Annotated in this window: 10 protein-coding genes and 1 tRNA gene; 5 read left to right on the forward strand and 6 right to left on the reverse strand. The window is 66.5% G+C overall.

All coding sequences use genetic code 11. The features are described 5' to 3' along the window. The first annotated feature begins 88 nt into the window (after window positions 1–88). A complete protein-coding gene (locus tag EO174_RS01730; RefSeq protein WP_126941824.1) occupies window positions 89–1333 on the forward strand; it encodes a glutamate-5-semialdehyde dehydrogenase in 1245 nt (414 codons plus the stop codon). 70 nt (window positions 1334–1403) lie between these two features. Here the strand turns inward: EO174_RS01730 and EO174_RS01735 are convergent, their stop codons facing one another. After that, window positions 1404–1904 (reverse strand): hypothetical protein, encoded by a 501-nt coding sequence (locus EO174_RS01735; RefSeq protein ID WP_241239962.1) that lies wholly within the window; start codon window positions 1902–1904, stop codon window positions 1404–1406. 37 nt (window positions 1905–1941) lie between these two features. Here EO174_RS01735 and EO174_RS01740 point away from each other — a divergent pair, with 37 nt between their 5' ends. Both EO174_RS01740 and EO174_RS01745 read left to right on the forward strand, forming a co-directional pair. Further along, window positions 1942–2274: a hypothetical protein gene (locus tag EO174_RS01740; RefSeq protein WP_126941828.1), complete on the forward strand. Its 333-nt coding sequence runs from the start codon at window positions 1942–1944 to the stop codon at window positions 2272–2274. 291 nt (window positions 2275–2565) lie between these two features. Next, window positions 2566–4479, forward strand: coding sequence for a CocE/NonD family hydrolase (locus tag EO174_RS01745; RefSeq protein WP_126941830.1), 1914 nt, complete (start codon window positions 2566–2568; stop codon window positions 4477–4479). Here the strand turns inward: EO174_RS01745 and EO174_RS01750 are convergent. From EO174_RS01750 to EO174_RS01770, 5 genes are all read right to left on the reverse strand, one after another. Continuing rightward, window positions 4460–5686 (reverse strand): MFS transporter, encoded by a 1227-nt coding sequence (locus EO174_RS01750; protein WP_164740047.1) that lies wholly within the window; start codon window positions 5684–5686, stop codon window positions 4460–4462. The two genes, EO174_RS01745 and EO174_RS01750, sit on opposite strands and share 20 nt — an antisense overlap. A 123-nt stretch (window positions 5687–5809) precedes the next feature. Continuing rightward, a tRNA-Pro gene (locus EO174_RS01755) sits at window positions 5810–5886 on the reverse strand. A 61-nt stretch (window positions 5887–5947) separates the two neighbouring features. Next, complete coding sequence (gene cydX / locus EO174_RS01760; RefSeq protein ID WP_016903201.1) at window positions 5948–6058, reverse strand: cytochrome bd-I oxidase subunit CydX; 111 nt, start codon at window positions 6056–6058, stop codon at window positions 5948–5950. Window positions 6059–6161: 103 nt separating this feature from the next. Then, window positions 6162–7313, reverse strand: a complete 1152-nt coding sequence (cydB, locus tag EO174_RS01765; protein ID WP_104586060.1) for a cytochrome d ubiquinol oxidase subunit II — start codon at window positions 7311–7313, stop codon at window positions 6162–6164. 15 nt (window positions 7314–7328) lie between these two features. Further along, window positions 7329–8951 carry a cytochrome ubiquinol oxidase subunit I gene (locus tag EO174_RS01770; protein WP_104586081.1) on the reverse strand — a complete coding sequence of 541 codons (1623 nt, stop codon included), beginning with the start codon at window positions 8949–8951 and terminating at the stop codon, window positions 7329–7331. Window positions 8952–9060: 109 nt separating this feature from the next. Here EO174_RS01770 and cydD point away from each other — a divergent pair, with 109 nt between their 5' ends. Beyond that, window positions 9061–10845 (forward strand): thiol reductant ABC exporter subunit CydD, encoded by a 1785-nt coding sequence (gene cydD / locus EO174_RS01775; protein WP_126941832.1) that lies wholly within the window; start codon window positions 9061–9063, stop codon window positions 10843–10845. Next, window positions 10842–12518, forward strand: a complete 1677-nt coding sequence (cydC, locus tag EO174_RS01780; RefSeq protein WP_115676918.1) for a thiol reductant ABC exporter subunit CydC — start codon at window positions 10842–10844, stop codon at window positions 12516–12518. The genes cydD and cydC overlap by 4 nt, the downstream gene beginning before the upstream one ends.

Raw genomic sequence — 12518 nt, forward strand, 5'->3', positions numbered from 1 at the left:
CCAGCCAACTTTCCTGCTGCCGATTCTGTCGCAGTAAAGTGATGGCGCGTGCTTTTACCATTCCCGATTCCCCACTCCCGATTCCACAATGACCATCAAATCCCTCGCCCTGCAATGCCGTGATGCGGCGCAAGTACTGTCGCAACTTTCCGCGCAGGCCAAGCAGGCCTTGTTGGAGGCGATGGCTGCCGCGCTGGAAGCCGATGCCGCATCGATCCTTACCGCCAACGCGCGCGATCTTGAAGCCGCCCGCGCCAAGGGCACCGGCACGGCCATGCTCGACCGGCTGGCACTGGACGACAGGCGCCTGGCCGGCATCGCCGCGGCCTTGCGCGAGGTCGCGCAATTGCCCGATCCGGTCGGTCAGGTCACGCGCGAGGATGTTCGCCCCAATGGCATCGTCGTGCAGAAGGTGCGCGTGCCGCTGGGGGTGATCGCGATGATCTACGAAGCACGCCCGAATGTGACTGCCGATGCGGCAGCGCTGTGCATCAAGGCCGGCAACGGCGTGATCCTGCGGGGCGGCTCGGAAGCGATCCACTCCAATACCGCGATTGCGCGCGCCCTGCAGCGCGCCTTGCGCGAGGCCGGCGTGCCGGAAGCGGCGCTGACGCTGGTCGAGGATCTACGCCGCGAGACCATGCTGGAGCTGCTGCAGCTCAGCGATATCGTCGATCTGGCGATTCCGCGTGGTGGCGAAGGACTGATCCGCTTCGTCGCCGAGCATGCGCGCGTGCCGGTGATCAAGCATTACAAGGGCGTGTGCCATCTGTTCGTGGATGCGTCGGCGGACGTGGATCTGGCCGTGCGTCTGTTGGTCGATGGCAAGGCCAGCCGGCCATCGGCCTGCAATGCGCTGGAGACCTTGCTGGTGCATGCCGACATCGCCGCGCGTTTCCTGCCGGCGGCCGCGCAGGCCCTGCGCGACCGTAACGTGGAGCTGCGTGGCGATGCGGCAACGCGTGCACTGTTGCCGGATATTGGCGCAGCCAGCGACGAGGATTACGCCGCCGAATTTCTCGACCTGATCCTGGCCATCCGCGTGGTGCCGGATCTGGACACCGCGCTGGCGCATATCCGCCAGTACGGCTCGGACCACACCGAGGTGATCGCCACGCGGGACGCCGCCAATGCCGAGCAGTTCGTGCAGTCACTGCGCTCGGCCGTGGTGATGGTCAATGCGTCCTCGCGCTTCTCCGACGGCGGCGAGCTCGGCCTGGGTGCGGAGATCGGCATCTCCACCACGCGCCTGCATTCCTATGGCCCGATGGGCCTGGAAGCGCTCACCGTCGAGCGCTTCGTGGTGCGTGGCGAGGGCCAGGTACGCCATTGAAGTGGCATGCGTTGCCGGCTCAGTCCTGTGGCGCTGTGCATTGCAGCGCCACTGGCCGACATCGACTCGATCACGTGGCCCGCTTTTCTCCTCCAAGCACCGTGCTCATCCATTCATCGCTTGTTGGGGAAACGAAGCCAGTTCCTGACAGCCACACCTGTTTCCCCGCGCGGTCCCACTTTTCCATCTTTTCTTTGAATTCGGCGGGATAGTCGTTTGCCCTGCAGGCGATATTGCACCAGGGGTCGCAGACATAGATGTCCGCGTCCCAATCTGTCATGTCCGAAGGTAAGGTGCCTGCGCGCGGCACTGGGCCGACGATCGCGGCGGTGTGCGTTGTTCCATTGAAGAAAGCAAGGCGTGCGATCTGGTTGTGATCTTGCTGCAAATAGTGGACGGCCAGGGTAGCCAGCTCACCGCAGTTGTGCGCATTCCCATCCATGGCCGCCGACACCACATCCTCTTCCAGGTTATCCACCTGCTGTCGCATCCGGGCGATCTCTGCAGTCGCATTGTGGATTCGAACGGCCTCCTCAAAGCCAGCGTTTCTCTTTTTGTTGCTCGACTTCAAGCGGGGCGCCTTGTAGTACTCGGCCCTGACGGACTGCATGACCTCGCTGACAGCCCTGAGGCTCGGCGAGAGGGAGCGCTGTCGTGAGGACGGTCTGCTCGCACTCCTGCGATGGCTCGCGCTGCTCAGTCCTGCCAGCACGCCACCTGTGTGGTCGGGGCTGTTGACACGCTGCGAAGTGCTGCCCGCTGGCGGCTGCTGGGCCGGAGAACTTTCGGTATATGTGAATCTTCCCGACTGGACACGATCGACGGAACCGCAAATACCCATGGATGAGCACCTGATTGTTAAAGGCCGCTCCATCATGTGCGGGAACATCCCTTTCGAAAAATGGAAGCGCGAAGCGATCGACTTGCGTGCGAATCGTTGATATCAGCATCGCCTCCAGCACGCGATGCGCGAGCAATGGCATATTTCGCTGCTGATCGTTGGGCTTGATCGCGCGCGACTTGGCGGCAGTGATGCGCTGGTCATTGTTCTCGCCAGGCCTTCGCGGCTGCCAGCTGAGCGATACATGGACTCCGTTGGTTCAGATGCCGGGGCCGCGCCTTGCGGTTGGCCCGCGTGTCCCCATCCCGCCAACCACGACCTTTGACACTCCCCCGGCAGGCCGCGTCCTGCCTACAGTCGAGGACTGCCCCCGCACGTTCCGGAGTCGTCGATGCGCCGTTTTGCCGCCTGCCTGCTCGCCACCGCCATTGCCGCCGCCACCGGCGGCGCGCTGGCGCAAACCTCGCCGATGACGCCGGACATCACCGGCAAGCCGTTCGTGGCCAGCGATGCCGCCAACGACTACATCAAGCGCGAGGTGATGATCCCGATGCGCGACGGGGTCAAGCTGCATACGGTGATCGTGCTGCCCAAGGGCGCACGCAACGCACCGATGGTGCTGACGCGCACCCCGTACAACGCCAGCGGGCGCACCGAGCGCATGGCCTCGCCGCATATGAAGGACCTGCTCGCACAGGGCGATGACGTGTTCGTGGAAGGCGGCTACATCCGCGTGATCCAGGACGTGCGCGGCAAGTACGGCTCGGAAGGCGATTACGTGATGACCCGGCCGCTGCGCGGTGCGCTCAATCCCAGCGAGGTGGACCATGCCACCGATGCCTGGGACACCATCGACTGGCTGGTGAAGAACGTGAAGGAGTCCAACGGCAGGGTCGGCATGATCGGCTCGTCCTACGAAGGTTTCACCGTGGTGATGGCGTTGACCAACCCGCATCCGGCGCTCAAGGTCGCAGTGCCGGAAAGCCCGATGATCGACGGCTGGATGGGCGACGACTGGTTCAACTATGGTGCGTTCCGCCAGGTCAACTTCGACTATTTCACCGGCCAGCTCACCCGGCGCGGCAAGGGCATCGGCATCGCGCGCCAGGGCCATGACGACTACAGCAACCTGCTGCGTGCCGGCTCGGCGGGGGATTTCGCCAAGGCCGCCGGCCTGGAGCAGCTGCCGTGGTGGCACAAACTCACCGAACACGCCGCCTACGACACGTTCTGGCAGGAGCAGGCGCTGGACAAGGTGATGGCGCGCACTCCGCTCAAGGTGCCGACCATGTGGCTGCAGGGGCTGTGGGACCAAGAGGACATGTGGGGCGCGATTCATAGCTACGCGGCGATGGAGCCGCACGACAAGGGCAATACGCTCAACTACCTGGTGATGGGCCCGTGGCGGCACAGCCAGGTCAACTACGACGGCAGCGCGCTGGGCGCATTGAATTTCGACGGCGATACCGCGCGCCAGTTCCGTCACGACGTGCTGCGCCCGTTCTTCGATCAATACCTGGTCGATGGCGCGCCCAAGGCGAGCACGCCGCCGGTGTTCATCTACAACACCGGAGAGAATCACTGGGACCGTCTGCAGGCCTGGCCGCGCAGCTGCGCCAAGGGCTGTGCAGCGACCAGCAAGCCGCTGTACCTGCAGGCCGGCGGCAAGCTGTCGTTCCAGCGGCCGGCGGCGGGGCAGCGGGGCTTCGAGGAATACGTGGCCGACCCTGCCAAGCCGGTGCCGTTCGTGCCGCGCCCGGTGGACTTCGGCGATCGCAGCATGTGGACCACCTGGCTGGTGCAGGACCAGCGCTTCGTCGACGGCCGCCCGGATGTGCTGACCTTCGTCACCGAGCCGCTGACCGAACCCCTGCAGATCGCCGGCGCACCGGAAGTGCATCTGCAGGCCTCCACCAGCGGCAGCGACAGCGACTGGGTGGTGAAACTGATCGATGTCTATCCGGACGAGATGGCGTCCAGTCCGAAGATGGGCGGTTACGAATTGCCGGTGTCGCTGGCGATCTTCCGCGGCCGCTATCGCGAGAGTTTCAGCACGCCCAAGCCGCTGGCGTCCAATCAGCCGCTGGCGTTCCAGTTCGGCCTGCCGACTGCCAACCACACCTTCCAGCCGGGGCACCGGGTGATGGTGCAGGTGCAGTCCAGCCTGTTTCCGCTGTACGACCGCAACCCGCAGACCTACGTGGACAACATCTTCTTCGCCAGGCCCGGCGATTATCAAAAGGCCACCCAGCGCGTCTACGTGACTCCGGAGCAGCCCAGCTACATCAGTCTGCCGGTACGTTGACCACGCCGGCGCCGCGCGGCGCCGGTGCCCAGACGTCTTCCAGCAGCTGCGGGCGGCAGGCCACCCAGGCTGCCGCCAGTTGCAGCAGGATGCAGATCACCAGGAAGGCGAATGGCGAGGTCCAGCCGCCGTGGTGGGCGTGCAGCCAGCCGAACAGGAACGGTCCCAGGCAGCTCATCGCATAGCCCATGCCCTGCGAAAACCCGGACAGGGCGGCCGAGCCGGCCGCGGTGCGGCTACGCTGGTTGACCAGCACCAATGCCAGCGGAAACGTGCTCGGCCCCAGGCCGAGCAGGGTCACCCACAGGATCGGCGCGGCCAATGGCGCCCACCACAGCCCGGCGAACGCGACCAGATGGCAGGCCGCGCACAGCAGCACGATCGGAAACGGGTTGCGCATGCGCACTGCCAGCGCCGGCATGGTCAAGGCACCGACCATGCCCAGTGCGGCGAACAACGCCACCATGGTGCCGCCGAACGCGGGCGAGGCGCCGGCTTCGCGCAGCAGGGTCGGCAACCAGGTGAACATCGAATAGGTGACCAGCGAGGTCATGCCGAAGGTCACCGCCATGCTCCAGCCCAGGGCGGTGCGTGCCACGCGGCCCTCGGCTTCGGGCGTGGGCGTGACCGGTGCCGGTCCGGTCGCGCGGAGACGGCGGTGGTTGGTGTGCACCATGGCCCAGGCCACCAGTGCCAGCAGCGCCGGCAACACCCACACCACCATCGAGCTGCGCCAGCCCAGCGCATCGGCCACCGGTACCGCCAGCAGTGCCGGCAGCAGGGTGCCGACCTGCAGCACGGTGATGTAGAGCGTGCTGACGCCGCCGACGCGATCGCCGAAATAGCGCTTCACCAGCGGCGGCAGCACCACGTTGCCCATGCCCATGCCGGCCAGCGCCACCAGCGATCCGATGAACAGTCCGGTGGTCTGCGGCAACAGCGGGCGCAACACCAGGCCGAGGGTGGCCAATGCCATCGACAGCAGCGCCGTGCGCAGCAGGCCGAAGCGGCGCAGCAACGCCGGCGTGGCGACCCCGGTGAGCGCGAATGCCGCGGTCGGCAACATGCCGAGCGCGCCCATGGTGGGCGCGCCGAATGCGTACTCGTCGGCAATGCGTTCCAGCAGCGGCGTCAACGAGGTCACCGCGGTCCGCAGATTGAACGCGGACAACAAAATGGCAGCCAGCACCAGGCCGCGACCACGCAACCGGGCGGACGGGGAGGCAGCGGCAATGACAACAGACATGACAGACCATCCGCACTGCGCACCTGCATGCGCCAGCGCCTGAAAACACAAAACCGGCACGAGGCCGGTTTTGTGTTTTGAAACTGGTCGGGGAGACAGGATTCGAACCTGCGACCTCTACGTCCCGAACGTAGCGCTCTACCAGACTGAGCTACACCCCGAAGGAGCCGCGTATGTTACATAGGGAATGCCAGATCGGCAAGCATCTATCGAAAATATTTTTTACCGATGCGGCTGGCCACGCTCGGGCTCGCGTGCTTCGAACCACATGCCGTTGAGCACCGCAGCCAGTGCGGCCAGACCGGTGCCGAGGATCCAGGCGAAATACCACATTGTCATTCTCCTTGAGTCGTTGAAATGCGTGAGACGTTGAAATACGTGAGACGTTGAAGGCCCGCCGCGGGCGCCATGTGCGCAGCAGCGCAGCGGGGCTTGCTCAGTAGGCGTTTGGATTGGCCGACAGTTCGTCGGCGGTGACCTTGCCCTTGAGCACGCGATAGACCCAGCTCGTATAGGCCAGCACGATCGGCATGAACAGCGTGGTCGCCAGCAGCATGATCCACAGCGTCAGGCGGCTGCTGGAGGCATCCCACAGCGTCAGGCTTGCGCTCGGTGCGGTGGACGAGGGCAGCAGGAACGGGAACAACGCAAAGCCGACGGTGAAGACGATGCCGACAATGGCGCAACCCGACGCGATGAATGCCAGGCCGCCGCGACGTACGCGCAACAGCAGCGCATTCATCGCAAGCCCGATCAGGCCGACCAGCGGTGCGATCAAGGTGGCCGGCATGCTGCTGTAGTTGTGCAGCCAGCCGCCGGCCGCGGTGAGTGCGGCGGTCTTGGCCAGTGGATTGGTCGGCGCATCGGTGGCCAGCACAGAGGTCACTGCATACCCCGGCAGACCCAGCGCCACCCACGCACCGGCGGCCGCAAACAACGCCACCGCGCCGAGCGCGGCGATGCTGCCGAAACGCGCGGCGCGCGCGGCGACCGGTCCGTCGGTCTTGAGCACCAGCATCGCTGCGCCGTGCGCCATCAGCATGGCCACGCTGAGCAGGCCGGCGAGCAGCGCGAACGGTGTCAGCAGTCCGAACAGGTTGCCGGTGTAGAAGATGCGCATGCTGTCGTCGAAGTGGAACGGCACACCGAGCAGCACGTTGCCGACCGCCACGCCCATGATCAGCGCCGGAATGCAGCCGCCGACGAACAACGCCCAGTCCCAGTTGTTGCGCCAGCGCTGATCGACCAGCTTGCCGCGGAACTTGAAGCCGACCGGGCGCAGGATCAGTGCGAACAGGATCAGGAACATCGCCAGGTAGAACCCGGAAAAACTCACCGCATACAGCGGCGGGAATGCGGCGAAGATCGCGCCGCCGCCCAGGATCAGCCACACCTGGTTGCCTTCCCAGACCGGGCCGATGGTGTTGATCACCAGCCGCCGTTCGGCATCGTTGCGGGCAACCAGCGGCAGCAAGGTGCTGACGCCCAGGTCGAAGCCGCCCATCACCGCGTAGCCGGACAGCAATACGCCAAGCAACAGCCACCAGATCACGCGCAGTGTGGTGTAGTCGAGCAAGATGAAATCCATGGTGTCTCTCCTGGCTTACGGTGCGCCGCCGGCCAGCGCGCCGGTGCTCAGTGGGGCGTTGGGTGAGGACGCGTGGGGCGAGTCGTTGTGCGGTGCCGGGGTGCGGTGCGTCGGCGGGAACAGCGCATCCGGGCCCTTGCGGATCGTCTTCAGCGACAGCTTGATCGCGATCACCAGCAGCGTGGTGTACAGCGCGGTGAAGCCGACCAGGGTCAACACGATCTCGTACAGGTCCAGTCCCGAGGCGGCATAGAAGGTCGGCAATACGCCTTCCACCGCCCACGGCTGGCGGCCGTATTCGGCCACGAACCAGCCGCACTCGATCGCGATCCACGGCAGCGGCAAGGTCCACAGCGCCACCGTCAGGAACCAGCGTTTGTCCTGGAAGTTGTGCTTGCAGGCGAACCAGAACGCGATGGCGAAGAACGCAATCAGGTAGATGCCGATGGCGGCCATGATGCGGAAGGTCCAGAACAACGGCAGTACCCGCGGCACCGTGTCCATGGCGGCCTGGGCGATCTGCTGCGGCGTGGCATTGCCGATGTCGTCGCGATAGCGCTTGAGCAGCAGGCCGTGGCCCAGATCCTGCCAATGCGCATTGAAGACCTGGCGTGCCTGGGCATCGTCCTTGTTGGCACGGATGCGCTCCAGTGCGCCGTAGGCGATCTGGCCCCCGCGGATACGGTGTTCGGCACGGCCGACCAGTTCCAGGATGCCGGGGATCGGCTGGTCCAGCGAACGTGTGGCGATCAACCCCATCAGATACGGAATCTTGATCGCGTAGTCGTTGCGATGGGTCTGCTGGTTGGGAATGCCGAACGCGGTGAAGTCGGCCGGCGCGGCTTCGGTCTCCCACATGGCCTCGATCGCGGCCAGCTTCATCTTCTGATGTTCGTTGGCGGCATAGCCGCTCTCATCGCCGAGCACCACCACCGACAGCGACGACAACAGGCCGAACGCGGCAGCCACCGCGAACGAACGTCGTGCCATCTCCACATGCTTGCCGCGCAGCAGGTAGAACGCGCTGATGGACATCACGAACACCGCACCTAGCACGTAGCCGGCGCTGACGGTGTGCACGAACTTGGCCTGCGCCACCGGGTTGAACAGCACCGCCATGAAATCGACCACTTCCATGCGCATGGTGTCCGGGTTGAACACTGCGCCGGTCGGGTTCTGCATCCAGCCGTTGGCGATCAGGATCCACAACGCGGAGAAGTTGCTGCCGAGTGCCACCAGCCAGGTGGTGGCCAGATGCTGCACCTTGCTCAGCCGGTTCCAGCCGAGAAAGAACAGGCCCAGGAAGGTCGCTTCCAGGAAGAACGCCATCAGGCCCTCGATCGCCAGCGGTGCGCCGAAGATGTCGCCGACGTAATGGCTGTAGTACGACCAGTTCATGCCGAACTCGAACTCCATCACGATGCCGGTACCCACGCCCATGGCGAAGTTGATGCCGAACAGCACGCCCCAGAACATGGTCATGCGCCGCCAGATCTCCTTGCCGGTCATCACATAGACGCTCTCCATGATGCCGAGCAGGAACGACAGGCCCATGGTCAGCGGCGGAAAGATGAAGTGGTACATCGCGGTGACTGCAAACTGCAGCCGCGACAGTTCAACAACTGTCGAGTCGATCATGGCGGGTGGGCCTGGTTGGGTGTCGATGAAGGAATGCAGCCGATCATCTGCGCTTGCCGCGACATGCGCGTTGATCCAGATCAATGCCGCGGCGGACGGGTGCGGCACAATGCGCAGCCCGGAGCGGGAGGTGGCGCCTTACAATCGCCTGCAACACGATGTCTTCCCAGAGAGCGATGTGAGCCAGCCCAGCGTGCGAGCCAGCGAAACGCCAGCCCAGCGCCGCCAACGCGGCCGGTGGCTGGATGCACTGGCAGCCCCGGCCACGCGTGCGCGGCGCCTGGCCGGCGTGGCGGTGGCGGTGTCCGGCGTGCTGCTGCTGGCGCAGGCGGCGGCGATCGCCTGGTTGCTGCAGGCCGTGCTGGTGCAGCATCTGGCGCTGACGCAGCTGCGCGACGTGGGCGCGGGACTGGTCTGTGCGCTGGTGGGGCGGGCGATGCTCAATGCCTGGGCGCAGTCGCTGACCGGCGAGGTGGCCGATGTGGCCAAGCGCGAGCTGCGCGCCCGCATCGCGCGGCGCCTGGTGCAGCACGGGCCGGTGTGGTTGCGCCGGCAACGCAGCGGCGAACTGGGCGAGCTGAGCCTGGCGCACACCGATGCGTTGGAGGGCTACTTCGTCGGCTACCAGCTCGCGCGCACCGAAATGACGCTGGTGCCGCCGCTGATCCTGCTCGCGGTGTTCTCGGTCGATTGGGTGGTGGGCCTGGTGTTGCTGCTGACCGCGCCGCTGATTCCGTTTTTCATGATGCTGGTGGGCTGGGGCGCCGAAGCCGCCGGGCGCGAGCAGTTGGGCGAACTGGCACGCATGGGCGGGCACTTCGCCGATCGCCTCAAAGGCTTGGGCTTGCTGCGCGTGTATGGCCGCGGCGACGCCGAGTTGAGCGGCATTGCCGCCGCGGCAGAAGGCGTGCGCGAGCGCTCGCTCAAGGTGCTGCGCATCGCCTTCCTGTCGTCCACGGTGCTGGAGTTCTTCGCCTCGGTGAGCGTGGCGATCGTGGCGCTGTACTTCGGCCTGACCTATCTGGGCATGTTGAATCTGCACGGCTTGCCGACGCTGGGCGCGGGCATGTTCTGCCTGCTGCTGGCGCCGGAATTCTTTGCGCCATTGCGGCGGCTGGCCGCGCATTACCACGACCGCGCCAATGCCTTGGCGGCGGTGGCCGAAGCCGAGCGTCTGCTGGAAGGATTCGAGCCACCGTCGGCAACGGTGCGGGTGCCGGTGCCCCCGTTGCGCGTGATGGAACCTGCCCAAGCGCAGGCCCCGTTGCTGCAGGCGCATGATCTTGCGCTGCGGCCGCCGGGCGCGCCACACAGCGTGGTCGCGCATTTTTCGCTGACCTTGCAGCCTGGCCAGCGCGTGGCGGTGATCGGTGCCAGCGGTAGCGGCAAGAGCACCTTGCTCGAGGGGCTGGCCGGCTGGCTTGCGCCGGAGGCAGGCAGCGTGGTGCTGCGTCCGGATGCCCGCATCGGCTATGCCACGCAGCGGCCGTACCTGTTTCACGGCAGCATCGCCGACAACCTGCGCCTGGCCGACCCACAGGCCGGCGCGGCGCGCCTGCATGCGGTGGCCGATGCCGCGCAGGTGCTGCGCTTTGCTGCGCAGTTGCCTGCGGGCCTGGACACGGTGATCGGCGAACGCGGTTTCGGGCTGTCCGGCGGCGAGGCGCGACGCGTGGCCCTGGCACGGCTGTTGCTGCGTGAGCCGGACCTGTTGCTGCTGGACGAACCCACCGCCTTTCTCGACCCGGACACCGAAGCGGAGTTGCTGCGCACGCTGGGTATGTTCGCACGCGGCCGCGCGGTGGTGGTGGCCACGCACAGCGCTGCGGTGATGCAGTGGGCCGATACGGTGATCGACCTGCGCGGCGCCACCGTGGTATCGGAGCAGCCATGAACCCCGCACAGCCCGATCGTCTGCGCACCGTGTTTCGCCGGCATGCCTGGCGCCTGCTGCTGTCGGCCCTGCTGGTACTGGTCACCATGCTGGCCGGCGTGGGCCTGCTCGGCCTGTCCGGCAGCTTTCTGACCGCCGCTGCCCTGGCCGGTGTCGCGGGCATGGGCGCCGGTTTCAATTTCTTCTCGCCTTCGGCCGGCATCCGTGCGCTGACCTTCGCGCGCATCTTTTCGCGCTATGGCGAAAAATTGATCGGCCACGACGCCACGCTGCGCATCGCCCGCGATCTGCGCGTATGGTTCTTCCGCCGCGCGTTGCCGCTCGCGCCGGGGCGCCTGTCGGCCACGCGCACCGGCGATCTGCTGGCGCGGCTGATGTCCGACATCGGCGAGGTCGATGGCGTGAGCGTGCGCGCGCTGGCACCGTTGAGCGCATTGCTCGGCATCTGGCTTGCCGGTGTGGTTGCCGCGGCGCTGATCCACCCGCCGGCTGGCCTGTTGCTGGTGGTGCTTGGCGTGGTCATCGGTGGTGTGGTGCCGTGGCAGGTGGCGCGCGGCGGGGCGCAGCGCGAACAGCTGCGCGCCCGGCAACGCACGGCATTGCGCACGCATGCATTCGAGGGCCTGGAAGGTGCGGCCGATCTCGCCGCGGTGGATGCGCAAGGTGCCTGGCTGCATCAGGTCGATGCGGCGGCGGCGGCAGTGGTCGACGGCGATCGCCTGCAGCGCCGCCGGCTGATCGGCGGCAATCTGCTGCATGCAATCTGCGGCGGTCTCGGCCTGGCCGGCATGCTGTGGCTGGCACTGGGCGCGGCCGAACGCGGATCGATTGCGGCGGGCATGGCGGCCGGGCTGGTGTTCCTGACCATGGCGCTGCTGGAAGTCTGGGCCGGCGCCGGGCTCGCCTTGCAGGCGCTGCAGAGCGCACGCGTTGCAGCCAGGCGCCTGCAGTCCATCGTCGATCAGGCGCCATCGGTGCTCGATCCCCCGCAGCCGGTGGAGGTGCCACGCAGCGGCACGCTGCAGCTGGATCAGGTCGGCTTTGCATGGCCGGGCAGCGCACGTCCGGTGCTGCAGGCGCTCGATCTGACGCTGGCGCCCGGCGAACGCATCGCCATCAGCGGCGACAGCGGCAGCGGCAAGAGCACCTTGTCCGCAGTGCTGCTGCGGCTGTGGGACCCGCAGGCCGGGCAGGTGCGCTACGCCGGTATCGACCTGCGCCACGTGGCGCAGACGCACTGGCATCGCCGCATCGCCTGGCTGCCGCAGAATGCCCCGGTGTTTGCCGGCACGGTGCGCGATAACCTGGCCATCGGCGATGCGGACGCAAGCGATGCGGCGATGTGGAGCGTGCTGGACCAGGTGCGTCTGCGCGCCTGGGCCAGCGCGCAGAACGGCCTGGACACCTGGGTCGGTGAAAACGGCGCCACGCTCTCGGCCGGCCAGGCGCGCCGGCTGGCGCTGGCGCGAGCCTTGCTGCGCGATGCAGCGATCCTGTTGCTGGACGAACCCACCGACGGCCTGGACGTGGATACCGCGCACGCCTTGCTGCTGGATCTATCGGCGGCACTGGGCGAACGCAGCCTGGTGATGATCACCCACGACAGCGTGCCCGAGGGTGTAGTGCAGCGGCGCTACCGCATGCGCGCCGGTGCACTGGAGCCGTTGGTCTAG

The sequence above is a fragment of the Xanthomonas sp. BRIP62418 genome, from assembly GCF_003993495.1.
In the GTDB taxonomy this organism is placed as follows: domain Bacteria; phylum Pseudomonadota; class Gammaproteobacteria; order Xanthomonadales; family Xanthomonadaceae; genus Xanthomonas; species Xanthomonas euroxanthea.

Excerpts from the sequence above, each read along its gene's own strand:
- EO174_RS01730 (WP_126941824.1), top strand. The coding sequence starts at position 89 with ATGACCATCAAATCCCTCGCCCTGCAATGCCGTGATGCGGCGCAAGTA.
- EO174_RS01740 (WP_126941828.1), top strand. The coding sequence starts at position 1,942 with ATGACCTCGCTGACAGCCCTGAGGCTCGGCGAGAGGGAGCGCTGTCGT.
- EO174_RS01745 (WP_126941830.1), top strand. The coding sequence starts at position 2,566 with ATGCGCCGTTTTGCCGCCTGCCTGCTCGCCACCGCCATTGCCGCCGCC.
- cydX (WP_016903201.1), bottom strand. The coding sequence starts at position 6,058 with ATGTGGTATTTCGCCTGGATCCTCGGCACCGGTCTGGCCGCACTGGCT.
- cydB (WP_104586060.1), bottom strand. The coding sequence starts at position 7,313 with ATGGATTTCATCTTGCTCGACTACACCACACTGCGCGTGATCTGGTGG.
- EO174_RS01770 (WP_104586081.1), bottom strand. The coding sequence starts at position 8,951 with ATGATCGACTCGACAGTTGTTGAACTGTCGCGGCTGCAGTTTGCAGTC.
- cydD (WP_126941832.1), top strand. The coding sequence starts at position 9,061 with ATGCGCAGCCCGGAGCGGGAGGTGGCGCCTTACAATCGCCTGCAACAC.
- cydC (WP_115676918.1), top strand. The coding sequence starts at position 10,842 with ATGAACCCCGCACAGCCCGATCGTCTGCGCACCGTGTTTCGCCGGCAT.